Source organism: Pseudomonas ogarae (genome assembly GCF_014268695.2).
Classification (GTDB): Bacteria; Pseudomonadota; Gammaproteobacteria; order Pseudomonadales; family Pseudomonadaceae; genus Aquipseudomonas; species Aquipseudomonas kilonensis.
On record NZ_CP077086.1, the window covers coordinates 5,456,209 to 5,482,493 of the forward strand.

At 60.2% G+C, this 26,285-nt stretch carries 27 protein-coding genes; 11 read left to right on the forward strand and 16 right to left on the reverse strand.

The window, feature by feature from the left end:
- Positions 1–39 precede the first annotated feature (39 nt).
- Positions 40–1,044, forward strand: coding sequence for a nucleoid-associated protein YejK (gene yejK / locus HU749_RS24015; protein ID WP_003205290.1), 1,005 nt, complete (start codon positions 40–42; stop codon positions 1,042–1,044).
- Positions 1,045–1,229: 185 nt separating this feature from the next.
- On the opposite strand, the gene HU749_RS24020 is transcribed toward yejK, so the two are convergent.
- The 5 genes from HU749_RS24020 to HU749_RS24040 form a co-directional block, all read right to left on the reverse strand.
- Entirely contained in the window at positions 1,230–2,165 is a 936-nt protein-coding gene (locus HU749_RS24020; RefSeq protein ID WP_079302546.1) for a glutathione S-transferase family protein, read from the reverse strand.
- Positions 2,166–2,244: 79 nt separating this feature from the next.
- A complete protein-coding gene (locus tag HU749_RS24025; RefSeq protein ID WP_046064866.1) occupies positions 2,245–2,568 on the reverse strand; it encodes a GIY-YIG nuclease family protein in 324 nt (107 codons plus the stop codon).
- A 40-nt stretch (positions 2,569–2,608) separates the two neighbouring features.
- Positions 2,609–3,079: a nuclear transport factor 2 family protein gene (locus HU749_RS24030; protein ID WP_079302547.1), complete on the reverse strand. Its 471-nt coding sequence runs from the start codon at positions 3,077–3,079 to the stop codon at positions 2,609–2,611.
- Positions 3,080–3,166: 87 nt separating this feature from the next.
- Positions 3,167–4,495, reverse strand: coding sequence for a CynX/NimT family MFS transporter (locus HU749_RS24035; RefSeq protein ID WP_413037933.1), 1,329 nt, complete (start codon positions 4,493–4,495; stop codon positions 3,167–3,169).
- Positions 4,496–4,507: 12 nt separating this feature from the next.
- Entirely contained in the window at positions 4,508–5,167 is a 660-nt protein-coding gene (locus HU749_RS24040; RefSeq protein ID WP_079302549.1) for a FadR/GntR family transcriptional regulator, read from the reverse strand.
- 157 nt (positions 5,168–5,324) lie between these two features.
- Here HU749_RS24040 and HU749_RS24045 point away from each other — a divergent pair, with 157 nt between their 5' ends.
- Both HU749_RS24045 and HU749_RS24050 read left to right on the forward strand, forming a co-directional pair.
- Positions 5,325–5,636 (forward strand): type II toxin-antitoxin system MqsR family toxin, encoded by a 312-nt coding sequence (locus HU749_RS24045; protein WP_046064869.1) that lies wholly within the window; start codon positions 5,325–5,327, stop codon positions 5,634–5,636.
- Positions 5,633–6,115, forward strand: coding sequence for a type II toxin-antitoxin system MqsA family antitoxin (locus HU749_RS24050; RefSeq protein ID WP_079302550.1), 483 nt, complete (start codon positions 5,633–5,635; stop codon positions 6,113–6,115). The genes HU749_RS24045 and HU749_RS24050 overlap by 4 nt, the downstream gene beginning before the upstream one ends.
- A gap of 64 nt (positions 6,116–6,179) precedes the next feature.
- Here HU749_RS24050 and HU749_RS24055 read toward each other — a convergent pair whose 3' ends face one another.
- The 4 genes from HU749_RS24055 to HU749_RS24070 all read right to left on the reverse strand — a co-directional run bounded on the left by HU749_RS24055 (position 6,180) and on the right by HU749_RS24070 (position 10,342).
- Entirely contained in the window at positions 6,180–6,944 is a 765-nt protein-coding gene (locus tag HU749_RS24055) for an amino acid ABC transporter ATP-binding protein (RefSeq protein ID WP_003178331.1), read from the reverse strand.
- A gap of 11 nt (positions 6,945–6,955) precedes the next feature.
- Positions 6,956–8,053 (reverse strand): amino acid ABC transporter permease, encoded by a 1,098-nt coding sequence (locus HU749_RS24060; RefSeq protein WP_014340023.1) that lies wholly within the window; start codon positions 8,051–8,053, stop codon positions 6,956–6,958.
- Positions 8,054–8,063: 10 nt separating this feature from the next.
- Positions 8,064–9,245 carry an amino acid ABC transporter permease gene (locus HU749_RS24065; RefSeq protein ID WP_014340024.1) on the reverse strand — a complete coding sequence of 394 codons (1,182 nt, stop codon included), beginning with the start codon at positions 9,243–9,245 and terminating at the stop codon, positions 8,064–8,066.
- Positions 9,246–9,310: 65 nt separating this feature from the next.
- Positions 9,311–10,342 (reverse strand): amino acid ABC transporter substrate-binding protein, encoded by a 1,032-nt coding sequence (locus tag HU749_RS24070; RefSeq protein WP_014340025.1) that lies wholly within the window; start codon positions 10,340–10,342, stop codon positions 9,311–9,313.
- 473 nt (positions 10,343–10,815) lie between these two features.
- Here HU749_RS24070 and HU749_RS24075 point away from each other — a divergent pair, with 473 nt between their 5' ends.
- From HU749_RS24075 to HU749_RS24095, 5 genes are all read left to right on the forward strand, one after another.
- Positions 10,816–11,472, forward strand: coding sequence for an alpha/beta hydrolase (locus HU749_RS24075; protein WP_079302551.1), 657 nt, complete (start codon positions 10,816–10,818; stop codon positions 11,470–11,472).
- Between the two features lie 98 nt (positions 11,473–11,570).
- Positions 11,571–13,034, forward strand: coding sequence for an ATP-dependent RNA helicase RhlB (rhlB, locus tag HU749_RS24080; RefSeq protein ID WP_079302552.1), 1,464 nt, complete (start codon positions 11,571–11,573; stop codon positions 13,032–13,034).
- Between the two features lie 127 nt (positions 13,035–13,161).
- Positions 13,162–14,109 carry an ornithine cyclodeaminase family protein gene (locus HU749_RS24085; protein ID WP_079302553.1) on the forward strand — a complete coding sequence of 316 codons (948 nt, stop codon included), beginning with the start codon at positions 13,162–13,164 and terminating at the stop codon, positions 14,107–14,109.
- 147 nt (positions 14,110–14,256) lie between these two features.
- Positions 14,257–15,384, forward strand: a complete 1,128-nt coding sequence (locus tag HU749_RS24090) for an NAD(P)/FAD-dependent oxidoreductase (protein WP_014340029.1) — start codon at positions 14,257–14,259, stop codon at positions 15,382–15,384.
- A gap of 89 nt (positions 15,385–15,473) precedes the next feature.
- A complete protein-coding gene (locus HU749_RS24095) occupies positions 15,474–16,100 on the forward strand; it encodes a helix-turn-helix transcriptional regulator (RefSeq protein ID WP_024617613.1) in 627 nt (208 codons plus the stop codon).
- A 107-nt stretch (positions 16,101–16,207) separates the two neighbouring features.
- Here HU749_RS24095 and HU749_RS24100 read toward each other — a convergent pair whose 3' ends face one another.
- From HU749_RS24100 to HU749_RS24125, 6 genes are all read right to left on the reverse strand, one after another.
- Complete coding sequence (locus tag HU749_RS24100) at positions 16,208–16,984, reverse strand: ABC transporter substrate-binding protein (RefSeq protein ID WP_186651983.1); 777 nt, start codon at positions 16,982–16,984, stop codon at positions 16,208–16,210.
- A 253-nt stretch (positions 16,985–17,237) separates the two neighbouring features.
- A complete protein-coding gene (gene moaE / locus HU749_RS24105; RefSeq protein WP_079302555.1) occupies positions 17,238–17,690 on the reverse strand; it encodes a molybdopterin synthase catalytic subunit MoaE in 453 nt (150 codons plus the stop codon).
- Positions 17,691–17,693: 3 nt separating this feature from the next.
- The gene (gene moaD / locus HU749_RS24110; protein WP_053189805.1) at positions 17,694–17,936 is read right to left on the reverse strand and encodes a molybdopterin converting factor subunit 1; all 243 of its coding nucleotides are present in this window, start codon (positions 17,934–17,936) and stop codon (positions 17,694–17,696) included.
- The gene (moaC, locus tag HU749_RS24115) at positions 17,933–18,406 is read right to left on the reverse strand and encodes a cyclic pyranopterin monophosphate synthase MoaC (protein WP_003205311.1); all 474 of its coding nucleotides are present in this window, start codon (positions 18,404–18,406) and stop codon (positions 17,933–17,935) included. Before moaC ends, moaD begins: the two co-directional genes overlap by 4 nt.
- Positions 18,407–18,655: 249 nt before the next feature.
- On the reverse strand, positions 18,656–20,050 hold the full coding sequence (locus HU749_RS24120) for a PhoH family protein (protein WP_046064877.1): 1,395 nt from the start codon (positions 20,048–20,050) through the stop codon (positions 18,656–18,658).
- 336 nt (positions 20,051–20,386) lie between these two features.
- The gene (locus tag HU749_RS24125; protein WP_079302556.1) at positions 20,387–21,511 is read right to left on the reverse strand and encodes a polysaccharide deacetylase family protein; all 1,125 of its coding nucleotides are present in this window, start codon (positions 21,509–21,511) and stop codon (positions 20,387–20,389) included.
- Positions 21,512–21,781: 270 nt separating this feature from the next.
- Here HU749_RS24125 and yaaA point away from each other — a divergent pair, with 270 nt between their 5' ends.
- Positions 21,782–22,561, forward strand: a complete 780-nt coding sequence (yaaA, locus tag HU749_RS24130) for a peroxide stress protein YaaA (protein WP_014340035.1) — start codon at positions 21,782–21,784, stop codon at positions 22,559–22,561.
- Positions 22,562–22,646: 85 nt separating this feature from the next.
- On the opposite strand, the gene HU749_RS24135 is transcribed toward yaaA, so the two are convergent.
- Positions 22,647–22,901 (reverse strand): hypothetical protein, encoded by a 255-nt coding sequence (locus HU749_RS24135; protein ID WP_139381083.1) that lies wholly within the window; start codon positions 22,899–22,901, stop codon positions 22,647–22,649.
- 471 nt (positions 22,902–23,372) lie between these two features.
- Between HU749_RS24135 and HU749_RS24140 the strand changes: the two genes are divergently transcribed.
- Together HU749_RS24140 and alg8 are read left to right on the forward strand one after the other, a co-directional pair.
- Positions 23,373–24,689 (forward strand): nucleotide sugar dehydrogenase, encoded by a 1,317-nt coding sequence (locus tag HU749_RS24140; protein ID WP_018606151.1) that lies wholly within the window; start codon positions 23,373–23,375, stop codon positions 24,687–24,689.
- Positions 24,690–24,789: 100 nt separating this feature from the next.
- Positions 24,790–26,271: a mannuronan synthase gene (gene alg8, locus HU749_RS24145; protein WP_018606149.1), complete on the forward strand. Its 1,482-nt coding sequence runs from the start codon at positions 24,790–24,792 to the stop codon at positions 26,269–26,271.
- Positions 26,272–26,285: the final 14 nt, after the last annotated feature.

Genomic DNA, 26,285 nt, shown 5'->3' on the forward strand with positions numbered 1-26,285 from the left:
GGGAGCACGCCCTCCTCTCTTTCAACAGCCGAGAAATCCATGCCGATCCGTCATTGCATCGTCCACCTGATCGACAAAAAACCCGACGGCACCCCTGCTGTGCTCCATGCCCGCGACTCCGAACTGGCAGAGTCCACGGCCATCGAGAACATGCTCGCCGACCTCAACGAGAGCTATAACGCCAAGCAAGGCAAGGCCTGGGGCTTTTTCCATGCCGAGTCCGGGGCGCATCCGTTCAGCGGCTGGCTGAAGGAGTACCTGGACGGCGGCAAGGATTTCACCGCTTTCAGTCGCGTGGCGGTGGAACACCTGCAAAAGCTGATGGAGGAGTCCAACCTGTCGGTGGGCGGCCACGTGCTGTTCGCGCATTACCAGCAAGGCATGACCGACTACCTGGCCATCGCCCTGCTGCACCACAGCGAAGGCGTGGCAGTGACCGATGAGCTGGACGTGACCCCGTCCCGCCACCTGGACCTGGGCCAGTTGCACCTGGCGGCGCGGATCAACGTGTCGGAATGGCAGAACAACAAGCAATCGAAGCAGTACATCTCGTTCATCAAGGGCAAGAACGGCAAGAAGGTCTCGGAATACTTCCGTGACTTCATCGGCTGCCAGGAAGGTGTCGACGGCCCCGGCGAGACCCGCACCCTGCTCAAGGCCTTCAGTGACTTCGTCGAAAGCGAAGACTTGCCGGAAGAGGATGCCCGGGAAAAGACCAAGACCCTGGTCGATTACGCCAGCAGCCAGGCCAAGCTCGGCGAGCCGATGGGCCTGGAGGAGTTGTCCGAGCTGATCGACGAGGATCGCCCGAAAGCCTTCTACGATCACATCCGCAACAAGGACTACGGGTTGTCGCCGGAAATCCCTGCGGATAAACGCACCCTCAACCAGTTCCGCCGTTTCACCGGCCGTGCCGAAGGCTTGTCCATCAGCTTCGAAGCGCACTTGCTGGGCTCCAAGATCGAGTACGACGAAGAGGCCGGCACGCTGATCATCAAGGGCCTGCCCACGTCGCTGACCGACCAGCTCAAGCGCCGCAACTGATGCTCGGCAGGGTGCGAGTTCGGTAGGGCGCTGTCCGCGATATAGATTTGAGGGACTCATCGCGAGCTTTGTGGGAACAAAGCTTGCTCGCGATCCAGGCGCTGCGGTACTCAGGAGACCGCGGCGCGTTCATCGCGGGCAAGCCTTGCTCCCACCAAGCTCGCTCCCACAAGGTCATTCGTTGTTCATCGAGCCTCGATCCGGAAGCCAAACCGCGGAAAGTGCACATGCACCACCCCGCCCCGCTCGTCTTCGCGACGCAGGATCAGTTCTTCGCTCCCGGCAAACACCAACTCCCCAGCCACCGGATCGACGCCATAGTCGGTCGCGGCGATGGTCACCTGCTGCCCTGCCGTGAACCCGTTCGGCTCATCGAATGCCTCATCCGGCAGCGCTGCCGGTGTAGCGTTGCGGGCAACCTCCAAGGCCTCTTCGGAACTCATCCCGTTCGGCGCACCATGGCCGAAACCCAACACCCGCGCCAACCAGGCCGAGACAGCCGGATACGCATCCACCAGCGGCGAGGTCACCGGAGTGCCTTTGAGGAACCACAGCGGATGGGCCATGGCGAAGTCGGCAATCGACGGATCACCCAACAGGAAATCACCCTCCTCGCGCTGCAACTGTTGCTCCAACCGGGCCATGATCGTTGGCCATTGGTGCTTGGCCTGCTCGGCAGCCAAGCGCGTAGTCGTGCCGCCACTGAACAACCCGGCGCGGTCGCTGACGAACGCCTTGATCGCTTCGGGCGATAGCTTGGCGAACCGCACCGCCACCGACTCCGGCTGGAACACCAGGCTCACCGTATGCTGGAACACCACCGAATCGGCCCAGGCCGCAAAGGACGCGGCAAGCATTTCCCGGCCTTCGGGGAACAGTGCCGGCGAGGCTTTTTCCTGCTCCAACCGGCGGGCCATCAGCGACGTATCGCAATAGATATCCGCACCGACCTGCAATACCGGCGTCTTGCGATAGCCGCCTGTCAGTGCCGTCAGGTCAGGCTTGGGCATCATCGGCGGGATGCTCACCGAACGCCAGGACAGCCCCTTGAAACCCAGCAGCAGCCGGGCTTTTTCCGCGAAAGGAGACGTTGGGTAATGATGAAGGATCAGCTCTGACATGAGATTAGCCACTGCAGGAATGAAGTCTTGCAGCTTAGCGCGCCTGAGCGGGTCAGCCTACCGGCCTGATAAAGGCCTATCAGCCCGGCTGATTGAGCGACAGCGCACTGGCCACCAGGCATTCCTTGGCGCTTTTCTTGAGCTTTTTGATCAGCCGCTCCTGGCGCAGGGCCTCGCCCTTGTCGCGACAAGCCTCGGTATACACCAGGGCCACTGCCGGGCTGGAAAGGAAGAAGCGCGCGCCCTTGCCGCTTTGATGCTTGGCGAAGCGCCGCACCGGGTCATCACTGATGCCGCAGTACAGCGAGCCGTTGGCGGCCCGCACCAGGTAGACGAACCAGGGTTTGTCCGGTTCGGCGGGGCCTTGTGCAGGCAAATCGGGAGAGGGGGCAGCAGTCGTCACAAGATGTTCAACAGATCGGCAAAGACAAGCCGCGATCTTATCAGCGACTGGCCTGGAACGCCCGCAGCCCCTTGAGGGCCTGGGCCCTGACGGCGTTGCGCACCAGCGGTGTCCAGCCCAGCAACAGGCCCTTGGTGCCCAATGCCTGGCGAGACCAGCGCCACAGATCGAAGCTGTCGTGGTGCTCGCAGATCTTGCCGTCGCGAAAAACGAAGCGCGCCTGAATGTCATTGATCACGATGTTGCCGGTCTGGCTGAACAGGTACGTCGCCACCCAATGAGCACCACCGGTACGCTCATCGCTGCGCACGTTATCGAAGGTCAGGGAAAAGTCCTTGGCCCGGGTCGTGAGCATGCGCCACATGTCACCGGCATCGCGCCCGCGCAGTTCGCCGAACGCCGGGTCGCTGAACAGCACGTCGTCGGTGTAGCAGGTGCTCATGGCTTCGGCGTCCAGGCGCTGGAAGGCCTGATAGAAACGGGTGATCAAGGCGTTGTGGGCATCACTCATGGACAGGCTCCGAAAAACGTTTCAGTAGGCCAGCACGATAATCTGCCGCCGCCGGGAAAACTATCGTCATTCGCCATGAAAATGATATCAACGAAGGTCAGTGACCCTTTCGCTGCTGACCCCGACGTACAACGCCCGGCCTGCACCGATTCCGGCGATGATCGCCCCCAGGCCAACCAGGCCGAAGATCCAGCCCAGGGCATTCCAGTCGCCGGTCAAGTCGTGGACCACCCCCACCGCGAACGGCCCCAGCGACGCCAACGTATATCCAAAGCCCTGGGCCATGCTGGACAGGTTGGCGGCCACGTGGGCGTCCCGCGAACGCAATACGATCAGCGTGAGCGCCAGGCTGAACGTCGCACCCTGCCCCAAGCCCAGCAGGATCGCCCAGCCCCACAAGCCATCGATGGGTGCGTAGAGGCAACTGAACAGCCCGCCCAGGGTCATGAGCATGGCGATCACGATGGCCAGGCGCTGGTCCTTGCCACGTGTTGCCAACCAGGGCGCCGCGAGAGAACTGATCAGCTGCACGATGACCGAGCCGGACAGCACGAGCCCGGCCTGTGTCGGCGTCAGGCCACGTCCAATCAGGATCGACGGCAGCCAGCCAAAGACGATGTAGGCCAGGGACGATTGCAGCCCCATGTACAAGGTCACTTGCCAGGCCAGTGGATCACGCAGCAAGCCGCGAACCCGGTACGCCACTTGGTGGGCTCCGTGTTTCTCGCCCACCTGCGGTAACCAGAACACCGCCGCCAGCAGCGCCGGGACCACCCAGAAGCCCAGGCCCAAGGCCCAACTGTGGCCAAGGTGCTCGCTCAGCGGCACCGTCGCCCCGGCCGCCATCGCCGCGCCCAGGCACAGCGCCATGGTGTAGACGCCGGTCATGGCGCCAGCCTGTTTGGCGAAGTCACGCTTGACGATGCCCGGCAGCAGCACGCCGATCACACCGATACTCGCGCCGGCCAGGATGCTGCCGACAAACAGCCCGACCTGACCGAACGCACTGCGCAAGACAATCCCGCCCGCCAGCGCCAACAAGATCCCCAGCACCACGCGCTCAGCACCGAAACGCCGCGCCAGCACCGGCGCCAGCGGCGCGAACAGGCCCAGGCAAAGCACAGGCAATGTGGTCAGCAAACCGGCCTGGGCAGCCGACAGGCCTAGGCTTCTTGATACTTCACTGAGCAGCGGCGCCATGCTCGCCAACGCCGGACGCAGGTTCAGCGCCACCAGGATCAAACCCAGCAGCAACAGCCAGGGGCGACGCACCAACAGAGGGCGCTGCTGGGTCTGCACGTCGTCGGCCTCGGCGTCGATCAACAGTTCTTCAAGTTCGGCGGCGCGTTTGGGCGCCGTCGAAGTGGCAAGGTCAAGCAAATCGCGGGACATGGGAAACTCGGGTTCGGGGTTCAGGGTTTCAAGCGCTCAGGGTTCATTGATCAACTGGCGGCACAGGGACTTGGCCCGTTGCGAGTCCTGTTGCTCGACGGCGTCCAGGATTTCGACGTGCAGGTCGAAGACATGTTGATGACGCGGGGCGATGTTGAGGCTCTGGCGCAACTGTGCGCCGATGACGCTGGAGAAGTAGCGATAGAGTTCACTGAGCGCAGGGTTGTGCGCGGCATCTACCAGGAGGCGGTGGAACACCAGGTCGCAGGCAATGTACTGCTCCAGGTCGCCGTGATAATGCTCGCCGCTGTCTTGCAGCGCCCGGCGCAAGGCAAGCAAATCCTCATCGGTGCGCCGCAGCGCCGCCAGGCCAATGGCCTCCACCTCCAGGATATGCCGGGTTTCCCGGGCCTGTTCCAGCGAACAGCGCGACAGCACCTTGAGCGTATCCAGCGGATCAACCACCGCCCGCACGTAGCTGCCATCGCCCTGGCGGATCTCGATCAACCCGGAAAACGCCAGCACGCGCATGGCTTCACGCACGGTGTTGCGGCTGATACCCAGCTCCGCCACCAACTCCGGCTCGGTGGGCAAGCGCTGGCCGACGGCCCACACACCATCGCTGATACGCCGACGCAATTGTTCCAAGGCCTGGTCGACCAGGGAGCGTTTCATCAATGGAGAAATAGCTGACATAGAATTCGCCCTTTCATCCAATCATAGGATGAATTTTCTGACATGTTAGTCAGCTTCGCGTAGGACGGCAATCGCCTAGGGTCAATGGGAGGGAAAAGAAACTAAATTATTGATTGGTCAAAATTACCCTGTGAGGGTAATTTTGGAACAGGACCTTATGAACAAGAGCACACCCCATTACGACCTGGGCGTGATCAAGGCGGATATCAAGCGGCTGGGAGGAAAGGCATTCACCGCCACCGCGACAAAAACCGCCGGGACGCTGGGCTTGACAGCTTCGGACATGTTGGAGGTTGCGTGTGGACTTCAGCGCCAGCAGTTCTACAAGTCCGTAACGACCTACGACGACCATCGGGTCTGGCACGACGTCTACCACACCCACTCACAGGGTCTGGAAATTTACATCAAGGTGACCTACCGCCCAAGCGGAGGCCCACCGGTGATCTCATTCAAGGAGAAAACCCCATGAAAGCTCAACAGTGCTTCAGCTGTGGCGCTCCGCAGGGCATGTCGCATTTCGAAGGCCGCGCAGAAACCCTGCGCGTCAAGGGACTGGAACGCCGGATCGATGACTTGTCTGGCTGGGAATGCCAAATGTGCGGCGAGGTCGAACTCGACCCCGGTTGTTCGGACCGTCACACGAACGCGGGGGATGAACTGGTCATCGCCGCCAGGAAGATGATTGGCGAAGAAATGAAACGCATCCGTCGCAAACTGCATCTCTCCCAAAAAGAAGCGGTGGCGCTGTTGTCAGGTGGCGGGCACAACGCGTTTTCCCGCTATGAGCGCGGTGAGGTATTGCCACCAAAAGCGTTGATGCTGCTGATGCGCCTGCTTGATCGCCACCCGCATTTGCTTGCAGATGCACGAACCCTGGCTGAAGGCGCGGACTTGAGAGGATTCAAGACGACGGTGCACAAGGAGCACGAAATCCTCACGACTTCCTGAGCAGACGAAGCAGAAAAAAACAAACCCGGACAAGTCCGGGTTTATTTCACTGCCTAAGGCCGGATCAATGCAGGATCTGGCTCAGGAACAGCTTGGTGCGGTCGTTCTGCGGGTTGTCGAAGAAGTCGTTCGGCGCGGCCTGTTCGACGATTTCACCCTTGTCCATGAAGATCACGCGGTTGGCCACGGTGCGGGCGAAACCCATTTCGTGGGTCACGCACAACATGGTCATGCCGTCTTCGGCCAGGCCGATCATGGTGTCCAGCACTTCTTTCACCATTTCCGGGTCGAGGGCCGAGGTTGGCTCGTCGAACAGCATGATTTTCGGCTTCATGCACAGGGCACGGGCGATAGCCACACGCTGTTGCTGACCGCCGGAGAGCTGGCCCGGGTACTTGTGCGCCTGCTCTGGAATGCGTACGCGCTCCAGGTAATGCATGGCGATTTCCTCGGCCTTGCGCTTGGGCATCTTGCGTACCCACATCGGCGCCAGGGTGCAGTTCTGCAGGATGGTCAGGTGCGGGAACAGGTTGAAGTGCTGGAACACCATGCCGACTTCACGGCGGATCGCTTCGATCTGCTTGAGGTCGTTGGTCAGTTCCACGCCGTCGACCACGATGCGACCCTGCTGGTGCTCTTCCAGGCGGTTGAGGCAGCGGATGGTGGTGGACTTGCCGGAGCCCGACGGGCCACACAGCACGATACGCTCGCCCTGCTTGACGTTCAGGTTGATGTCTTTCAACACGTGGAACTGGCCGTACCACTTGTTGACGCCCTGCATCTGAATAATGCCTTCAGGGCTCACAGGCTGTTTGATCGCTTCACTCATAAACTACGCTCCTAACGCTTGTGGCCAGTGTCCAGCTTGCGTTCCAAATGCATGGAATAGCGGGACATACCAAAACAGAAAATCCAGAACACCAGGGCGGCGAACACATAGCCTTCAGTGGCCATGCCCAGCCATTTCGGGTCGGCGGCAGCTTGTTTCACGCTGTTGAGCAGGTCGAACAGGCCGATGATGATCACCAGGCTCGTGTCCTTGAACAACGCAATGAAGGTGTTGACGATACCCGGGATGACCATCTTCAAGGCTTGCGGCAGAATCACCAGGCCCATGCTGCGCCAGTAACCCAGGCCCATCGCCGCGGCCGCTTCGTACTGCCCCTTGGGAATGGCTTGCAGGCCGCCACGCACCACTTCGGCCACGTAGGCCGACTGGAACAGGATCACCCCGATCAGTGCTCGCAGCAGCTTGTCGAAGTTCATGCCTTCGGGCAGGAACAGCGGCAGCATCACCGACGACATGAACAGCACCGTGATCAACGGCACACCGCGCCAGAACTCGATGAAGGTCACGCAGACCACACGGATCGCCGGCATGTTCGAACGCCGGCCCAGGGCCAGGACGATACCCAGCGGCAGCGCGCCAGCGATACCGACGGTGGCGATCACCAGGGTCAGCATCAGGCCGCCCCATTGGCTGGTTGCCACGGCGTCCAGGCCGAATACACCACCGTGCAGCAGGCACCAGGCGATGATCGGGTACAGCACCAGGAAGCTCAGGCCGTAGATCGCCTTGCGCGGGAAGCGCGAGATGAACAGCGGCGCAACACCGAGCACGGCCAGCCACACGGTCAGATCTACGCGCCAGCGCAGGCCCGTCGGGTAATAGCCGTACATGAACTGGCCGAAACGCTGCTGGATGAACACCCAGCAGGCGCCTTCCTTGGTGCAGTCGGCCTGGGTGGTGCCGACCCAGTTGGCATCGAGGATCGCCCAGCTGAGGATCGGCGGGACCACGAGGTAAATCAGGTAGAACGCGAACAGCGTCAGCAGCGTATTGAGCCAGCTGGAGAACATGTTCGCGCGCATCCATGCCATCGGCCCGAACACTTTGCTCGGCGGCGGCATATCAGGTTTGAAAGTATGGGATGTCATGCGCTTTTCCTCACCGCTCGATCAGCGCAATGCGCTTGTTGTACCAGTTCATCAGCAGGGAAATGCTGATACTGATCGCCAGGTACACGCTCATGGTGATCGCGATCACCTCGATGGCCTGGCCGGTCTGGTTCAACACCGTGCCGGCAAATAGCGAAACCATTTCCGGGTAACCGATACCGGCCGCCAGCGAAGAGTTCTTCGCCAGGTTCAGGTATTGGCTGGTCAGCGGCGGGATGATCACACGCAGGGCTTGCGGGATGATTACCTTGCGCAAGGTCGGACCGTTGCGCAGGCCCAACGAGTGAGCTGCCTCGGTCTGGCCATGGCTCACCGACTTGATGCCCGAACGCACGATTTCTGCGATGAACGCCGCGGTATACACCGTCAGCGCCAGGGTCAAGGCCAGCAATTCCGGAATCAGCACCCAGCCACCAACGAAGTTGAAGCCCTTGAGTTCCGGCATCTCCCAATGCACGGGAGCACCGAAGATCAGCGCGCACAACGCCGGGATAACCAGGAACAGCGCCAGGCCGACCCAGAACTTATGGAAGGGCTCACCAGTGGCTTCGAAGCGCTTGTTGGCCCAGCGGGTCATCAGCACGATGGCGACAATCGCCAGCACGACACTGGCCACGAACGGCCAGAATCCTTCCGACATCAGCGCCGCCGGCATGTTGAGGCCACGGCTGCTGACAAAGAAGGTGTCGCCGAAGTTATGACTGTTGCGCGGCCCAGGCATGGTCAGGAACACCGCGAAATACCAGAACAGGATCTGCAGCAGCGGCGGTATGTTGCGGAAAACCTCCACATACACCGTGGCTACTTTGGCGATGATCCAGTTTTTCGACAGTCGGGCCACGCCGACAATGAAACCGAGGATCGTTGCCAGGATCACGCCGATGAAAGTCACCAGCAGTGTGTTGAGCAACCCGATGACAAAAACACGGGCATAGCTGTCCGCTTCGGTGTAGTCGATCAGGGTTTGAGCGATGCCAAAACCGGCACTGCGCTCCAGGAAGCTGAAACCGGAAGTGATTCCCCGGTGCTCGAGGTTGGTCTGCGTGTTATCGAACAGAAACCAGCCCAGCGAGATAACCGCCACGATGGTGACGATCTGAAATACCCACGCACGCACTCGTGGATCGCTGAGGCTGAGCCTCTGCTTAGGTGCGCCGATTGAATTTTGCATGAAGTGCCCCGCAAAGAATGGAACAGAACATCACCCGGTGGTTGGCCCACCGGGTGATAGAACCATCAGCGCACTGGTGGTGCGTATTGAATGCCGCCAGCGTTCCACAGAGCGTTCAGGCCGCGATCGATTTCCAGCGGAGTGCCCTTGCCGAGGTTACGCTCGAACATTTCGCCGTAGTTACCGACTTGCTTGATGATCTGCACGACCCAGTCCTTCGGCAGCTTCAGGTCCTTGCCGTACTCGCCGTCGGCACCGAGCATACGAGCAACGTCTGGGTTCTTGGTGGCCTTGGCTTCAGCCTCGACGTTTTTCGAAGTGATGCCGGCTTCTTCAGCATTGAGCATGGCGTAGCCAGTCCAACGCACAACGGCCAGCCACTCGTCGTCGCCATTACGCACGACCGGACCCAGCGGCTCCTTGGAAATGGTTTCCGGCAGAACCACATAGTCCTTCGGCGAAGCCAGCTTGCTGCGCTGGGCGAACAGTTGGGACTTGTCGGAAGTCAGCACGTCGCAACGACCGGACTCCAGCGACTTGGCGCTTTCATCGGAGGTGTCGAAGGTGATCGGGGTGTATTTCAGGCCGTTGCCGCGGAAGTAGTCGGAAACGTTCAGCTCGGTGGTGGTACCGGCCTGGATGCAGATGGTTGCACCGTCCAGTTCCTTGGCACTCTTGACGCCCAGCTTGTTGTTAACCAGGAAGCCGATGCCATCGTAATAGGTGATGAAGCCTGGGAATTTCAGGCCCATACCCGCGTCACGGGAGCTGGTCATGGTGGTGTTGCGCGACAGGATGTCAATTTCACCAGACTGCAGTGCGGTGAAACGCTCCTTGGCGTTCAGTTGGCTGAATTTCACTTTGTTCGCGTCGCCAAATACGGCGGCGGCCACGGCACGACAGAAGTCGGCGTCGATACCCAGGATCTTGCCAGTGGAATCAGGCACCGAGAAACCCGGCAGGCCATCACTCACACCACATTGCACAAAACCTTTCTTCTGCACGGCATCCAGGGTTGCACCCGCCTGAGCGAACCCGCTGACACCAAGGACTGCTGCTGCAGTCACGACTGCCAGGGTGGATTTCAGTAACTTCATTCAAACCTCCAGTTTTGCTCTTGTTGTGTCGGAGCTCGAGCCCTGTCGCACCCTTTTGGGGCATTGCCGACCCTTGTTGGCTTTTTTTAGGGTCAACCGACGTCTGGACCTTCGCTATGAGTCTAATAATGAGGATGTCCGTAAACAGTGGTCATGCCCATCTCTCACCAATCGGCCGAACGGGCTGTAGCCCTTCACGTTCGCGAAGCCCGTAACGGCTGTTGGCGAACATTCATCACCGGATTTCTGATATCCCATGCGGCGCGGCGAACTGATAGTGTTACCGCACAGCGTAAGAATCATCACTCAGGTACACCCATAGCAAAGCCCGTACCAGACCGCTGCGCTTAGGCCATGTAAAACTCGTCAAGACAAAAACTTTCAACTTTGCGACATCTAATTAACTGAGACACCGGGAACGCACTGTAATCACGCACTGATTGAGCGCGCCCGCACAGATTTGGAGCACAGCCATGACCGACCCCCTGATTCTCGAGCCCAGCAGCACTGCCGACGCGTGCGTTATCTGGCTCCACGGCCTGGGCGCCGATCGTTTTGATTTCCTGCCGGTCGCCGAAATGTTGCAGCAAAGCCTGCTCACCACACGTTTCGTTCTACCCCAGGCACCGACCCAGCCGGTAACGATCAACGGCGGCTACGCCATGCCCAGTTGGTACGACATCCGTGCCTTGAGCCCGGCGCGGGCCATTGACGAACAGCAACTCGAAGCCTCGGCACAACGGGTCATCGACCTGGTCGAAACCCAGCGAGCCAGCGGAATAGACGCCTCGCGGATTTTCCTGGCGGGTTTCTCCCAAGGCGGCGCGGTGGTCTATCACACGGCATTCGTGAAATGGCAGGGCCCGCTGGGCGGCGTGGTCGCGTTGTCTACTTATGCACCGACTTTCAGCGATGAGCTGCAATTGTCGGCCAGCCAGCAACGCATTCCGGTGCTGGCGCTGCACGGGCAATACGACGAAGTGGTTCTCAACCCCATGGGCCGGACCGCGAAAGAGTATTTAAAGCAGCATGGTGTCACCGTGACATGGCAAGAATACCCAATGGGCCACGAAGTGTTACCCGAGGAGATTCGCGACATCGGCACCTGGCTGGCCGAGCGGTTGCGCTAAGAGGCTGATCGCCACGCCGGTCCTTTGACGATCACACTACGCCGCGCCCGTTTCTTGCATTACACTGGCCGGCGTACATTCCTTAACCAATCGATGAGATGACCGTGCTCAAAGCACTCAAGAAGATGTTCGGTAAAAGCGAGGCCGAGCAACTCGCGCCTGGCTCCCCAGCGCCGACCCACGGCCCGAGCCATACCGATGCGCAACAACCGCGCCGGGCGGCACCTGTTGAACAGGCAACAAAAGAACCCGTCGCCCAGCCTGTTACGGCCCCCGCGCCCGAGAAACCACGCAACGAAGCCCCCAAGCCACGCCGCGAGCGCGCACCGAAACCGCCGGTCGTCGCCTGGAAGCTCGAGGACTTCGTCGTAGCCCCCCAGGAAGGCAAGACCCGCTTCCACGACTTCAAGCTCGCCCCGGAACTGATGCATGCCATCCAGGACCTGGGTTTCCCGTATTGCACGCCGATCCAGGCGCAGGTGCTGGGCTTCACCCTCGCGGGCAAAGACGCCATCGGTCGCGCCCAGACCGGCACCGGCAAGACCGCCGCGTTTCTGATCTCCATCATCACCCAGTTGCTCCAGACCCCGCCGCCCAAGGAACGCTACATGGGCGAGCCACGGGCGCTGATCATCGCGCCGACCCGCGAGCTGGTGGTACAGATCGCCAAGGATGCCGCCGACCTGACCAAGTACACCGGCCTGAACGTCATGACGTTCGTGGGCGGCATGGACTTCGACAAGCAGCTCAAGCACCTCGAAGCCCGCCACTGCGACATCCTGGTCGCCACCCCGGGCCGCCTGCTGGACTTCAACCAGCGCGGCGACGTGCACCTGGACATGGTCGAAGTGATGGTGCTGGACGAAGCCGACCGCATGCTCGATATGGGCTTCATCCCGCAAGTGCGCCAGATCATTCGCCAGACCCCACCGAAAAGCGAACGCCAGACCCTGCTGTTCTCCGCCACCTTCACCGAAGACGTGATGAACCTGGCCAAGCAATGGACCACCGATCCGTCCATCGTCGAGATCGAAGCCGAGAACGTCGCCAGCGAAAACGTCGAGCAGCACATCTATGCCGTGGCCGGTGCCGACAAGTACAAGCTGCTCTACAACCTGGTCAACGACAACGGTTGGGAACGGGTGATGGTGTTCGCCAACCGCAAGGATGAAGTGCGGCGTATCGAAGAACGCCTGGTGCGCGATGGCGTCAACGCGGCCCAGCTCTCGGGCGACGTGCCGCAGCACAAGCGCATCAAGACCCTCGAGGGTTTCCGTGAAGGCAAGATCCGCGTACTGGTCGCCACCGACGTGGCCGGTCGCGGCATCCACATCGACGGCATCAGCCACGTGATCAACTTCACCCTGCCGGAAGTGCCGGACGACTATGTGCACCGCATCGGCCGTACCGGTCGTGCCGGCGCCGCGGGGGTTTCCATCAGCTTCGCCGGGGAGGACGACTCCTACCAGTTGCCGTCCATCGAGGCCTTGCTGGGGAAAAAGATCAATTGCGAAACTCCGCCGACGCATCTGTTGCGGCCGGTTGAGCGCAAGCGTCCTTAACCGTCTCCACAGCACCAAAAAAGCGCAGCCAAGACAGGCTGCGCTTTTTTTTGCCTTGGATATTGCTCGATTAAACTAAAAGTCCATAATGGACAAATTAGTTTAGAAGCAGCTTCCCGGAGCCCCCATGTCCAGCACGCCCTATGTGATGACCCAAGCCCAGGCCCGAGAACTGCTCGGGCAAATCGACGTACCGCAAATCCTGCGCAAGCTGTTCCGCGACCTCGCCGCGGGACAAGCGGTGCAGCCGCCCCAGCAACTGGTGGTGTTTCCCCAGGGCGCCGGGGACTTCATCAACTATCTGGGCGTGCTGGCTGAAGACCAGGTCTACGGGGTCAAGACCTCGCCCTATATCGTGCGCGAGCAAGGCCCGCTGGTGACCGCCTGGACCTTGCTGATGTCGATGCAGACCGGCCAGCCGCTGCTGTTGTGCGATTCCGCCGAATTGACCACCGCCCGCACCGCTGCCACCACGGCTGTTGCCGTCGATGCCCTCGCCCCGCACAACGCCCGGCGCCTGGCGGTCATCGGCAGCGGTGCGGTGGCCCAGGCGCACGTGCAGTACGTCAAGGGTCTGCGGGACTGGCAAGGTATCAGCCTCTATTCGCCAGGTCTGAAGACCAAGTCGGTGCAAGCACTTGCCTCCATCACCGGCCTGGACCCACGCCTGCACATCGCCGACTCCCTTGAAGCCGCGCTGCATGACGCCGACGTGGTGATGCTCTGCACCTCGTCCGCCAAAGCGGTACTCGACCCGCAGACCCTGGGCAAACCGGCGCTGATCACCTCCATCAGCACCAACGCCCCACGCGCCCATGAAGTGCCCCCTCAAAGCCTCAACGACATGGACGTGTTCTGCGACTATCGTCAGACCACTCCGGGCTCGGCTGGAGAAATGCTGATCGCCGGCGAACAGCATGGCTGGGAGGCGTCGAGCATCGTCGGCGATTTGCCTGAATTGCTCAGCGAGCACGTGGCGCGTCCCGACTACCAACGCCATGTGTTCTTCCGCTCCATCGGTTTGGGCCTGGAAGATGTTGCGCTGGCGAATGCCCTGTATCGATTTCACAACTGACACCCCCCATTCCCTTGTGGGAGCGAGCTTGCTCGCGATGGCGGTGGGTCAGTCACCTTCAATATCGACTGTCAGACCGCCTTCGCGAGCAAGCTCGCTCCCACAGGGGTCTTCGAGTTCCCGGGCACATTCTTCGCAGGAGAATTCATGAAACAAGCAGATTTCATCATCATCGGCGGCGGCATCGGCGGTGCGTCCACCGGTTACTGGCTGGCACCCCACGGCCGGGTCATTGTGCTCGAACGCGAATCCCATCCGGCCTACCACTCCACCGGACGCTCGGCGGCGTTATATACCGCCGCCTACGGCACCCCACAGGTGCGGGCGCTGACCCAGGCCAGCCGGGACTTTTTCGACACCCCGCCGGCCGGTTTCTGCGAACATCCCTTGCTGACCCCACGGGGCGAAATGACCGTGGACTTCACCGGTGACCCGGCCGAGCTGAACAACCAGTACCTCAGCGCCAAGGCCACGGTGCCGCAGATGCAACTGCTCAGCGCTGACGAAGCCTGTGTGCGACTGCCGATCCTGCGACGGGACAAGGTCCACGGGGCGATCTACGACCCCACGGCCTGCGACATTGACACCGATGCACTGCACCAAGGCTACTTGCGCGGTATTCGTCGCAGTGGCGGTGAAGTGCACACCGACAGCGAAGTGCAGCAATTGAGCCGCGATGATCAGGGGCTGTGGCAGGTGAAAACCGCCAACCAGACGTTCACGGCACCGGTTCTGATCAACGCAGCCGGCGCATGGGCCGATCACATTGCCGAAATGGCCGGCGCCCGGAAGCTGGGGTTGCAGCCCAAGCGGCGCGCAGCGTTCATCTTTGCCGGACCCGAAGGCGTGGATATCCATGACTGGCCGATGCTGGTGAGCCTGGACGAATCCTTCTACATGAAGCCCGATGCCGGCATGTTCCTCGGCTCCCCGGCCAACGCCGATCCGGTGGAACCCCACGACGTGCAGCCTGAAGAGCTGGACATTGCCATGGGCATCTACCAGATCGAAGAAGCCACCACCCTGACCATCCGCCGCCCGACCCGCACCTGGGCTGGCTTGCGCAGTTTCGTGCCCGACGGTGATTTGCTGTCCGGCTTCGATCCACAGGTGCCCGGGCTGTTCTGGGTCGCGGCCCAGGGCGGCTATGGCATCCAGACCTCGCCGGCCATGGGCCAGGCCAGCGCGGCGCTGGTGCGTGGCCAACCGCTGCCCGAGGCCCTGGCCCGCTTCGGCCTGAACAGCGCCATGCTGTCCCCCAAGCGCCTGGGGTGAACCACCTTGAGGTGACGCATCGCCACGATTGCGGCACACTCCCCCGCGCCCCTGTTTCACGGGGCGCTGACGCTGCCTGGAGCCCTGTCATGACTGCCTCGCCACCCGATCCGGTGCTGGAAAACTTCCGCACCATCGCCGACGCTATCGCCACGCTGTTCTACCCTCACGCCGAAGTGGTGCTGCACGACCTGCGCACCCAGAAAGTCGATTACATCGCCAATAACCTGTCCAAGCGCGAGATTGGCGATGACTCGTCCCTGGAGGACATGCTCAGCGAGGACGTCAGCGAACGTAACATCGGGCCCTATGAAAAATTGAACTGGGACGGACAGAAGATTCGCAGCCTCAGCAGCGTACTGCGCGACGCCAACGGGCATCCGCTGGCGGTGCTATGCATCAACCTGAATATTTCGCTGTTCGAGAATGCCAAGGCCGCATTGGATCTGTTCCTGTCGCCCGGCAAGTTGATTCCTCAGCCGGATTCACTGTTTCGCGATGACTGGCAGGAGCGAATCAACACCTTCCTGCATGCCTGGATGCGCGAGCGTCAGCTGAGCCTGAACCTGCTGACCCGCGACCACAAACGCGAGCTGGTGCTGGCGCTGCATGCCGAAGGCGCATTCAAGGGCAAAAGCGCGTCCAACTATGTGGCCAATGTGCTGAACATGGGACGGGCGACGGTGTACAAGCATTTGAAGGAATTGAAGGGCTGAGGCTTTGTATTGCCTGGCCTGGCCTCATCGCGAGCAAGCTCGCTCCCACACTGGATCTTTGTAACCAGGTCCCCTGTGGGAGCGAGCTTGCTCGCGATAGCGGTTGATCAGTCGCCGTAGATATCCGACTTGAAATACTTGGCCTGGATCTCCTGGTACTTCCCATTGGCCCGAATCCCATCGATGGCCTTGTTCAAGTCCGCCACCAGTTGGGTATTGCCCTTGCGCACCGCGATACCGGCGCCTTCGCCGACGTATTTCGGGTCCTTGAGCTCGGGGCCGACAAAAGCGTAGCCCTTGCCACGGGGCATCGACAGGAAGTCTTCCAGCGGGATGGTGTCGGCGAAAATCGCGTCGAGGCGACCGGACGCCAGGTCCATGTAGATTTCTTCGTTGTTGCTGTAGCGCTTGACGATCACACCTTTGGGTTCGAGGACTTCAGTGGCGTAGCGGTCAGTGGTGGTGGCCCGTTGCACACCGACGGTCTTGCCCTTGAGGCTGGCATACTGGTCATCGACCACCGCCCCTTCCTTCATGACCAGGCGCGACGAGGTGAAGTAGTACTTGTGGGTGAAATCCACCGATTTCTTGCGCTCTTCGGTGATGGTCATCGACGACAGCGCCAGATCGATCTTCTTCACCTTGAGCGACGGAATCAGCCCGTCGAACTCGCCTTCGATCCACTCGCACTTGACTTGCATCTGCGCGCACAGGGCGTTGCCGATGTCGTAGTCGAACCCCTCGATCTTCCCTTCCGAGGTCTTGGAAGCAAACGGCGGATAAGCCGCCTCGATGCCGATGCGCAAGGTTTTCTCAGCGGCGAACAGACTGCTGGAGGCCAACAGGCTCAAGGCCAGGCCGGTGATAAGGGGGAGTTTCTTCATGATCGATCTCTCGCGGGTTGTTGTTGGTTTGGCAGAGAAAGGTGGGGCAATGACTTTATGTGTACTTATAAATCCATACTGGACTTTAATGTACATATCGTCAATCGGCAGGCAGGGGAATGTGATGGGAGGTTGATGGCCTCATCGCGAGCAAGCTCGCTCCCACAGGGGCCCTGGGTACAACAAAGATCCAGTGTGGGAGCGAGCTTGCTCGCGATGGCGGACTAACAACCAATGAAGATCTGCAGGGTATTTACTGCTTCCAGCGATCCGCCGCCGCATGATCACTGTCCCGCCCTTCGACCCAGCGCGGGCCGTCGACGGTGTTTTCCTTCTTCCAGAACGGCGCTCGGGTCTTGAGGTAGTCCATGACAAAGGCGCAGGCGTCGAATGCCGCCTGGCGATGGGCACTGGCGGCACCGACGAAGACGATCGGCTCGCCCGGCTCCAGGGCACCGATGCGGTGCAGCACCTCCAGCTTGAGCAGCGGCCAGCGCTGCTCGGCCTCGGTGGCGATCTTGCCCAGGGCTCTTTCGGTCATGCCCGGATAGTGCTCCAGGAACATCCCGGACACATCGAGGCCGTCATTGAAGTCACGCACGTAGCCGACAAAACTCACCACCGCCCCCACGCCGACATTGGCCGCGTGCATCGCGTTGACTTCGTCCCCTGCGTCGAACGGTTCGACCTGCACACGAATCGCCATGGCTCAGCCTCCGGTCACGGTGGGGAAAAACGCCACTTCGTCACCGTCCGCCAGGGGTTCGTCGAGCTGGCACAGGTCTTCATTGCGCGCGCACATCAGGTTTTGTTCCTTCAGCACCTCGGCACCGTCACGCTGGGCAAGCAGCACGCGCACATCGTCGACCGTGGCGAAATCACCTTCCACTTTTACCGAATCCACACCAAGCGCTTCACGGTAACGGGCAAAGAACTTCACGTTGATTTTCATGACGCATCCGCCTGGAAATGGCCGCTCTTGCCGCCGAGTTTTTCCAACACCCGCACGCCTTCGATGGTCATGCCTCGGTCGACGGCCTTGCACATGTCGTAGATGGTCAGTGCGGCGACGCTGGCGGCGGTAAGCGCCTCCATTTCCACGCCGGTCTGCCCTGACAGTTTGCAACGGGCGACGATGCGTACCCGGTCCTCGCCTTCGGCATTGAGCTCGACCTTGACGCTAGTGAGCAGCAGCGGGTGGCAGAGCGGAATCAGGTCACTGGTTTTCTTGGCCGCCTGGATGCCGGCAATGCGTGCGACGGCGAACACATCGCCCTTGGGGTGACCGCCGCTGACGATCATCTGCAGCGTGTCGGGCAGCATGCGCACAAAGGCCTCGGCCGTGGCTTCACGGAACGTCACGGCCTTGTCGGTCACGTCGACCATATTGGCGCGACCTTGGGAATCGAGATGAGTCAGCACAGGGTTACTCCTGATCGGGAGTGTCGATTGTAAACCCGTGGGTCAAATTCCGGCAGGCTTGATTGTCGCACCTGCAATTTGCAAAACACCGCATTTACCTGTGGGAGCGGGCTTGCTCGCGAAGGGGGCGTGTCAGGCAGCATATATGTCAACTGATACACCGCCTTCGCGAGCAAGCCCGCTCCCACAGGGGTTATGTGTCAGACAGAAAAAACCGGGCGACCATAGGGTCGCCCGGTTCGGCTGGGGTTACAGGTGGGATTCGGCGTATTCGGCCAGGATCGAGCGCGGTACGCCCTGCAGGGTGATGTGGACCCCGTTGGGGAAGTCCTTGAAGCGTTCAGTCAGGTAGGTCAGCCCGGAGCTGGTCGCGGACAGGTAAGGGGTGTCGATCTGCGCCAGGTTACCCAGGCACACCACTTTGGAACCGGCACCGGCACGGGTGATGATGGTTTTCATCTGGTGCGGGGTCAGGTTCTGGCATTCGTCGATCAGGATCAGGCTCTGCTGGAAGCTGCGCCCGCGAATGTAGTTGAGGGATTTGAACTGCAACGGCACTTTGCTGAGGATGTAGTCGACGCTGCCATGGGTGCTTTCGTCATCCATGTGCAAGGCTTCGAGGTTGTCTGTGATCGCCCCCAGCCAAGGCTCCATTTTCTCCGCTTCGGTGCCGGGCAGGAAACCGATTTCCTGGTCCAGGCCCTGCACGCTGCGGGTGGCAATGATGCGCCGGTAGCGTTTGCTGACCATGGTCTGCTCGATGGCAGCGGCCAGGGCCAGGATGGTCTTGCCGGAACCGGCGGCGCCGGACAGGTTGACCAGGTGGATATCCGGGTCGAGCAAGGCGAACAGCGCCAGGCTCTGGTAGATGTCACGAGGCTTGAGGCCCCAGGCTTCCTGATGCAGCAAAGGTTCCTGGTGCAAGTCGAGGATCAGCAGCTTGTCGACCTGGATTTCCTTGATCCAGCCGACGAAGCCTTGTTCGTCGATAATGAACTCGTTGATGTGCACGGCCGGCAGGTTATCGATCAGTTGCACCTGGTGCCAGGTGCGGCCGTGGTCCTGGCGGGTCTCGACCTTGCTCACACGGTCCCAGAAGGAGCCGGTCATGTTGTGGTAGCCATTGGGCAACAGCGAGACGTCGTCGACCAGTTGGTCGGTGCTGTAGTCCTCCGCCGCGATCCCGCAGGCGCGGGCCTTGAGGCGCATGTTGATGTCTTTGGTCACCAGCACCACGGCCTGGTCCTTGTTGCGCGCGTGCAGGTCGATCAATTGGTTGATGATGATGTTGTCGTTCAGGTGTTCAGGCAGCACCAGGTTGGGTTCGGTGCGTTTGCTCATCAGGATCGAGAGCAGGCCCTTTGGACCACTTTTGCCGCGCTGGATCGACACGCCGAGTTCAACGTCTTCCGGGGAGGCATCACCCAGGGTCTTGTCGATCAGGCGGATCGCCTGCCGGCATTCGGCCGCAACGCTGTGGTGTCCGCCCTTGAGCTTGTCCAGCTCCTCAAGCACGGTCATCGGGATGGCAACGTGGTGTTCTTCGAAGTTCAGGAGCGCGTTTGGATCGTGGATCAATACGTTGGTATCGAGTACATAGAGGATTGGCTGGTTGGAGGAAGGGCTACGTCCGTGGTCATCCATACTCGGTCACCTATGTGGGGGCCATTCGACGCAATACCGTGACAGTGCTGCGCCTCGAGGTAGCCACCGAATTCACCCGCGAGGATTCAGGTGAACTGCACACAATCTGGGTCTTGGAAGACGCCACCTGTGTTGCAGGTTTCGGCGGTCTGTCTTCTTGATACTCCAAAAACGATGACAGGAAAAAGCACTTTGACGTTTTTTTGAAGTTTATTTTTCAGAGTGACGAATAACCCTTGGCGTACCGCCGTTGCGCCGTTAAAGTCGGAAGTCCGGTTGTCATGAATGTGTCCCGGGTTTTCCGCCTTCCCCAATGTTTCCGGGCCTTTACAGGTTTCAGCGAAACGCCTCCTGACAGTCTGCCCAACCGATCCCGCTTTGCGCCGTCTGCGTCATGAGCCAGGGCATCGCCGTTTTCACCCCATCCTGCTTGGCATTGAAATTGATCACCCCGTGGCGCCACAGCAGCATCAGGGTCAGCACTCGCTGGGCGCTTTGCTCGGGCTTGAGCCGATTGTTACTGTCCTGAGGATCGATGTCCCACAGCGCCACTTGCAAGCCCTGTTGCCGGAAAAACCCTTCGGCATCACCACGACGCTGGCCTTGGGGCGGACGAAACAGCGGCACGTAATTCTCGGGCAGCTTGCCCTTGACCAGCTCGACACTGCGCCGGACCGAGTCTTGCCAGTCCTGCCAATGGCTGTGGGAACGAAACTCCCAGCCCTGTACACCCACGCACTGTTGCGAATACAACGCCTGCAGATTATTGACCGAACGGTCTTCCAGCCGCGCCTGGATGTCCTTGCCCAGCACGAAGAAGGTGCCGCTCATGTTCGCCTTGCGCAGGTATTCGGTCAGCCACGGGGTATTGTCCGGCGCAACGTTGGCGGCACTGTCGAAGGTCAGCAGGAACAGCCGGTCGTTCATCTCCTCGCCGTTGCGCTCGTAATCGCCGAAACGTGCGATTTCGCTACTGGTTTGCGGAAAAAGCGCAGCTTTACGCAGCAGTTCATCGCGGTATTGGGTATGAAATATCTGGCTCGGCGCGGCCCATTTGATGTAGTAGGAGTTGTCATCCAGATGAAACCTGCGCGCCTCTTCGCGCAGGGTCGCCATGTCCTCGACCAGGTAACAGAAGGATGCGTCCTGGTCGCAGCTGCGCTGGGCAAAGTTGTAGTTGTCCAGCAACCGCTGCCACAGCCGGGCGCGAAGCGCTTCGATGGCAGCCATATTGACCGTGCGCAGCCCCAAGTACTGCTTGAGCGCGATTTCGTCCATGGCATCGACGTCCAGCAGGACCCGGGCGAACATCAGGATCTCGGCCCGCGAGGCTACGTCGAACAGCGTCGGGCTGGTGAGTTGTTCCGGCCAGGTGCTGCGGTCCAGGGTGGCAACGTCGTTGGGCGCAGCAATGGCGCCCAGGCTCAACAGCCAGGCCGATAACAGAAGGGCGATACGCAAAAGGGATGTCTCCATAACGAAACCCGCGCGGCATCATAGCCGATCCTGGCCCAATACCTTCTGGCAAACAGGCGAATGAGCCCTTGTGGCGAGGGAGCTTGCTCCCGCTGGGCTGCGAAGCGGCCCCAGGATTTTTGCGGTCGCTGCGCAACCGAGCGGGAGCAAGCTCCCTCGCCACAAAAGCACCACCACCGATCACCTATCACCCCAATAGCTGGAGTCCACCCGGCCAACCCCCTAGAATCGCCGCACCTTAAAGGAGACGACTTCATGCTGATGGTGATTTCCCCCGCCAAGACCCTCGATTACGAAACACCGCCGGCCACCGAGCGTTTTACCCAACCGCAGTACCTGGATCACTCCCAGGAGCTAATCGAACAGTTGCGTGAACTCTCGCCGGCACAGATCAGCGAGCTGATGCACGTCTCCGACAAGATCGGCGGCCTCAATGCCGCACGATTCGGCAGTTGGACGCCGGCGTTCACTCCGGCCAATGCCAAGCAGGCGCTGCTGGCCTTCAAGGGCGACGTGTACACGGGCCTCGATGCCCAGAGCTTTGGTGATGCCGATTTCGACTACGCCCAACAGCACCTGCGCATGCTCTCTGGCCTCTATGGCCTGCTGCGTCCATTGGACCTGATGCAACCCTATCGCTTGGAAATGGGCACTAAGCTGGCCAATGCCCGGGGCAAGGACCTTTATGCTTTCTGGGGCACGCGCATCAGCGAATGGCTGAACGAAGCCCTCGCCGACCAGGGCGACGATGTGCTGCTGAACCTGGCCTCCAATGAGTACTTCTCGGCAGTCAAGCGCAGCGCACTGAAAGCGCGCGTCATCGATACCGAATTCCGCGACCTGAAAAATGGCCAGTACAAAATCATCAGCTTCTACGCCAAGAAAGCCCGGGGCCTGATGAGTCGTTTCGTGATTCAGGAACGGATCAACGACCCTGCTGCACTCAGCCAATTCGATGTACAGGGCTACCGCTTCAACGCCCAACAGTCGAGCCGGGACAAACTGGTTTTCCTGCGCGATCATGCGCCCGAATAAAGCATGACCTTATACCGCCCCCCTGATCGGGGGCTTCGATCATATCCCTATTTGTCATCTTGCTTCCTCGCCCACTTCGCCAGTTTCATGGCGTCAATAAACTGCACCACTTCCCCGCTAACTTTTCTTTCACTCGACACTCGTCAGTTTTTTGCGTAGTGGCACCGTTTTTTTTCATCAGTAGTGGCACAAAACCATCTAACCCTGCTAACGCCCCATTAATAAAGGGCAAAACGGTAAGTGCCATCATATTGAGGCCAGTGCCATCTTCGATAATATTTCGAAAAATTTCGAAAATCGCGATGAGCGGATCGGAACTATGTGAAATTGCATGGCTCATACCATCCGTAACGATTCTCGGCGAGCGTGTACGAGATAACTTACAAAGGACATCGAACGGATTAACCAAGTTGTCACGTCAACTTAGCGAAACGGTCGTCTAATTGGATCCACCCTTAAAGGATGGGAGATAACGCACCATTACTATCCCCTACAAGGCCAAGGCTGCGCCCCTATAACGTGCTCACCCGAGCACACAAGCTTCTGATTTTGTGGGCTTTTTGCCAGGGATCGGAAGTGAAGGACCTTTGCACGAGCGTTCCCGATAACGAGGACTGGCTGCATAACAGGGCAGGTCATAACAACTAGGCCACATTGCGCACAACTTGAGTGCATTTATTTAGACACTCGGAACTTAGTATGCCTGCACACGGCATTGTGGCGCCTGCATTCCACACTTCCGAGTGCACTATGACCGCTGAACACTATTAACTCCGGCCATTTAATGGCGTGAAAAACAGAGGGAAATGCGATGCGCATTAGCATATTTGGTTTGGGTTACGTCGGTGCAGTATGTGCCGGTTGCCTGTCTGCACGGGGCCATGACGTAGTTGGCGTAGATGTCGCCAAAGACAAAATCGACATGATCAACGCTGGCAAATCGCCAATCGTTGAACCGGGTCTTGGCGAGCTATTGGCGCAAGGCATTCAAACAGGTCGGCTGCGCGGCACCACCAACTTCGCCGAAGCCATTCGCGATACTGACCTGTCGATGATTTGTGTCGGTACACCGAGCAAAAAGAACGGCGACCTGGAACTGAACTACATCGAAGCCGTGTGCCGCGAGATCGGTTTTGTCCTGCGTGACAAGACCACCCGCCACACCATCGTGGTTCGCAGCACCGTATTGCCGGGCACGGTGGCAAACGTTGTCATCCCGATCCTGGAAGACTGCTCCGGCAAGAAAGCCGGTGTCGATTTCGGTGTCGCGGTCAACCCTGAGTTCCTGCGCGAAAGCACCGCGATCAAGGACTACGACCAGCCGCCGATGACCGTCATCGGTGAGTTCGACACAGCCTCTGGCGACGTTCTGCAGTCGCTGTACGAAGAGCTCGATGCGCCGATCATCCGCAAGGACATCGCCGTCGCCGAGATGATCAAGTACACCTGCAACGTGTGGCACGCCACCAAGGTGACCTTCGCCAACGAGATCGGCAACATCGCCAAGGCCGTCGGCGTCGATGGCCGTGAAGTGATGGACGTGGTCTGCCAGGACAAGACCCTGAACCTGTCCCAGTACTACATGCGCCCAGGCTTTGCCTTCGGCGGCTCGTGCCTGCCCAAGGACGTTCGCGCCCTGACCTACCGTGCCGGTTCCCTGGACGTGGAAGCGCCGCTGCTCAACTCGCTGATGCGCAGCAACGAATCCCAGGTGCAGAACGCCTTCGACATCGTTTCCAGCCACGACAAGCGCAAAGTCGCCCTGCTGGGCCTGAGCTTCAAGGCCGGTACCGACGACCTGCGTGAAAGCCCGCTGGTAGAGCTGGCGGAAATGCTGATCGGCAAGGGCTTCGACCTGAAGATCTACGACAGCAACGTCGAATACGCCCGTGTCCACGGTGCGAACAAGGACTACATCGAGTCGAAGATTCCTCACGTCTCGTCCTTGCTCAACGCCGACTTCGACTCGGTGATCGACAGCTCCGACATCATCATCCTGGGCAACCGCGACGAGAAGTTCCGCGCGCTGACCGAGAACGTACCGGAAGGCAAGCAGGTCATCGACCTGGTCGGCTTCATGTCCAAGGCCACCTCCGCGAGTGGCCGGACCGAAGGCATCTGCTGGTAAGTCTGTTTGCCGGCCGGGGCACGCCCCGGCCGGCCTTTCGCCTGCCTTAACCCATCGGGCCGCCCACAAGGCCCGCCCGAGATAGAGACGGATGCAGATTATGCACAGGCTAAAGCACGGCCTGCTTCAGGCCGCCGGTTGGCTGTTTTACTTGAGTTTATTGATGGGCATCGCCATGGCGCTGCCCACGTCCACGTTCGACTCCGATTCCAAGGACTTCATCTTCCTGATCGGCGCCGTGGGCATCTGGCGTTACTCCATGGGAGCAACGCATTTCGTGCGCGGCATGATCTTCCTGTACATCGTCTACCCGCACCTGCGCCGCAAGGTACGCAAGCTGGGCAAGGCGGCGGATCCGTCCCACGTGTACCTGATGGTCACCAGCTTCAGGATCGATGCGCTGACCACCGCCCAGGTGTATGGCTCGGTGATTCGCGAGGCCATCGAATGCGGGCTGCCCACCACCGTGGTCTGCTCCATCGTGGAAATGTCCGACGAACTGCTGGTCAAGAGCCTCTGGGCTCGCATGAACCCACCAGCGCGGGTCAAGCTGGACTTCGTGCGCATCCCTGGCACAGGCAAGCGTGACGGCCTGGCCTTCGGTTTCCGCGCCATCTCCCGCCACTTGCCGGACGACCGCGCCGTGGTGGCGGTGATCGACGGCGACACCGTGCTCGCCGAAGGCGTCGTGCGCAAGACCGTGCCGTGGTTCCAGCTGTTCGGCAACGTCGGCGGCCTGACCACCAACGAGTTCTGCGAAGTGCGCGGCGGCTACATCATGAGCGAATGGCACAAGCTGCGCTTCGCCCAGCGGCACATCAACATGTGCTCCATGGCCTTGTCCAAGCGCGTGCTGACCATGACCGGCCGCATGTCGGTGTTCCGCGCCACCGTGGTCACCAACCCGGACTTCATCGCCGACGTGGAAAGCGACTCGCTGCAACACTGGCGCCTGGGCCGCTTCAAGTTCCTGACCGGTGATGACAAATCGAGCTGGTTCAGCCTGATGCGCCTGGGCTACGACACCTTCTACGTGCCCGATGCGGCGATCAACACCGTCGAGCATCCGCCGGAGAAGAGCTTCATCAAGGCCAGTCGCAAGCTGATGTTCCGCTGGTACGGCAACAACCTGCGGCAGAACTCCCGGGCACTAGGCCTGGGCATGAAGCGTCTGGGCCTGTTCACCTCGGTGGTGCTGTTCGACCAGCGCGTGTCGATGTGGACCTCGCTGCTGGGCCTGACCGTGGCACTGATCGCCAGCTTCAAGTACGGCACCGCGTTCATCCTGGTGTACCTGCTGTGGATCGGCATCACGCGGTTGCTGCTGACCCTGTTGCTGTCGTGCTCCGGACACCGGATCGGCCCAGCCTACCCGGCGATTCTCTATTACAACCAGATCGTCGGTGCCCTGGTGAAGATCTACGTGTTCTTCCGCCTCGATCAACAGTCCTGGACCCGCCAGCCCACCCACCTGACCCGTGATCTCGCCAGCTTTCAACGTTGGTTCAACACTTGGTCGTCTCGGACCATGACCTTCTCCGCCGGCAGCATTTTTGTCGCCGTGCTGCTGACGATGGTCTGACCGGACTTGAATGA

Excerpts from the sequence above, each read along its gene's own strand:
- yejK (WP_003205290.1), top strand. The coding sequence starts at position 40 with ATGCCGATCCGTCATTGCATCGTCCACCTGATCGACAAAAAACCCGAC.
- HU749_RS24040 (WP_079302549.1), bottom strand. The coding sequence starts at position 5,167 with ATGTCAGCTATTTCTCCATTGATGAAACGCTCCCTGGTCGACCAGGCC.
- HU749_RS24050 (WP_079302550.1), top strand. The coding sequence starts at position 5,633 with ATGAAAGCTCAACAGTGCTTCAGCTGTGGCGCTCCGCAGGGCATGTCG.
- HU749_RS24135 (WP_139381083.1), bottom strand. The coding sequence starts at position 22,901 with ATGAGCCATGCAATTTCACATAGTTCCGATCCGCTCATCGCGATTTTC.
- HU749_RS24075 (WP_079302551.1), top strand. The coding sequence starts at position 10,816 with ATGACCGACCCCCTGATTCTCGAGCCCAGCAGCACTGCCGACGCGTGC.
- HU749_RS24085 (WP_079302553.1), top strand. The coding sequence starts at position 13,162 with ATGTCCAGCACGCCCTATGTGATGACCCAAGCCCAGGCCCGAGAACTG.
- moaE (WP_079302555.1), bottom strand. The coding sequence starts at position 17,690 with ATGGCGATTCGTGTGCAGGTCGAACCGTTCGACGCAGGGGACGAAGTC.
- HU749_RS24070 (WP_014340025.1), bottom strand. The coding sequence starts at position 10,342 with ATGAAGTTACTGAAATCCACCCTGGCAGTCGTGACTGCAGCAGCAGTC.
- moaD (WP_053189805.1), bottom strand. The coding sequence starts at position 17,936 with ATGAAAATCAACGTGAAGTTCTTTGCCCGTTACCGTGAAGCGCTTGGT.
- HU749_RS24100 (WP_186651983.1), bottom strand. The coding sequence starts at position 16,984 with ATGAAGAAACTCCCCCTTATCACCGGCCTGGCCTTGAGCCTGTTGGCC.
- HU749_RS24020 (WP_079302546.1), bottom strand. The coding sequence starts at position 2,165 with ATGTCAGAGCTGATCCTTCATCATTACCCAACGTCTCCTTTCGCGGAA.
- HU749_RS24090 (WP_014340029.1), top strand. The coding sequence starts at position 14,257 with ATGAAACAAGCAGATTTCATCATCATCGGCGGCGGCATCGGCGGTGCG.
- HU749_RS24045 (WP_046064869.1), top strand. The coding sequence starts at position 5,325 with ATGAACAAGAGCACACCCCATTACGACCTGGGCGTGATCAAGGCGGAT.
- HU749_RS24065 (WP_014340024.1), bottom strand. The coding sequence starts at position 9,245 with ATGCAAAATTCAATCGGCGCACCTAAGCAGAGGCTCAGCCTCAGCGAT.
- HU749_RS24095 (WP_024617613.1), top strand. The coding sequence starts at position 15,474 with ATGACTGCCTCGCCACCCGATCCGGTGCTGGAAAACTTCCGCACCATC.
- HU749_RS24030 (WP_079302547.1), bottom strand. The coding sequence starts at position 3,079 with ATGAGTGATGCCCACAACGCCTTGATCACCCGTTTCTATCAGGCCTTC.
- alg8 (WP_018606149.1), top strand. The coding sequence starts at position 24,790 with ATGCACAGGCTAAAGCACGGCCTGCTTCAGGCCGCCGGTTGGCTGTTT.
- HU749_RS24060 (WP_014340023.1), bottom strand. The coding sequence starts at position 8,053 with ATGACATCCCATACTTTCAAACCTGATATGCCGCCGCCGAGCAAAGTG.
- HU749_RS24140 (WP_018606151.1), top strand. The coding sequence starts at position 23,373 with ATGCGCATTAGCATATTTGGTTTGGGTTACGTCGGTGCAGTATGTGCC.
- HU749_RS24055 (WP_003178331.1), bottom strand. The coding sequence starts at position 6,944 with ATGAGTGAAGCGATCAAACAGCCTGTGAGCCCTGAAGGCATTATTCAG.
- yaaA (WP_014340035.1), top strand. The coding sequence starts at position 21,782 with ATGCTGATGGTGATTTCCCCCGCCAAGACCCTCGATTACGAAACACCG.
- HU749_RS24120 (WP_046064877.1), bottom strand. The coding sequence starts at position 20,050 with ATGGATGACCACGGACGTAGCCCTTCCTCCAACCAGCCAATCCTCTAT.
- rhlB (WP_079302552.1), top strand. The coding sequence starts at position 11,571 with ATGACCGTGCTCAAAGCACTCAAGAAGATGTTCGGTAAAAGCGAGGCC.